This is a genomic window from Sinisalibacter aestuarii (genome assembly GCF_027923545.1).
Lineage (GTDB): Bacteria > Pseudomonadota > Alphaproteobacteria > Rhodobacterales > Rhodobacteraceae > Sinisalibacter > Sinisalibacter aestuarii.
Genome location: NZ_BROH01000042.1, coordinates 1 through 255, shown reverse-complemented (window position 1 = coordinate 255; position 255 = coordinate 1). Strand labels below are relative to the sequence as shown.

1 pseudogene is annotated in these 255 nt (G+C 68.2%); it reads right to left on the bottom strand.

Features of this window, described 5'->3' with window-relative positions:
* Positions 1–255: pseudogene (locus QMG28_RS20925) on the bottom strand (acetaldehyde dehydrogenase (acetylating)); the annotation flags it as partial.

The following is a 255-nucleotide window of genomic DNA, read 5'->3' as shown; positions in this document are numbered from 1 at the left end:
ATCGCGGCCGGCGTCAGGTCGATCACCTGCTTGCCGTCGGCGATCAGCACCGGGTGATGCACCTCATGGGCATGGGCCGAGGTGGCATCCATCACGATGGCGATCTCGCCATAGCCCGGCATCGCGCACAGCCCCTCCAGCCCCTCATGGGTCGTCGCCACGCCAAGCTCCCGCGCCCGCCGCAGCCCGTCGCTGTCAGGGTCGATCCCCACCAGCGCCGCCATTTCCAGCTCGTCAGACCCCTTCAGGATCTTC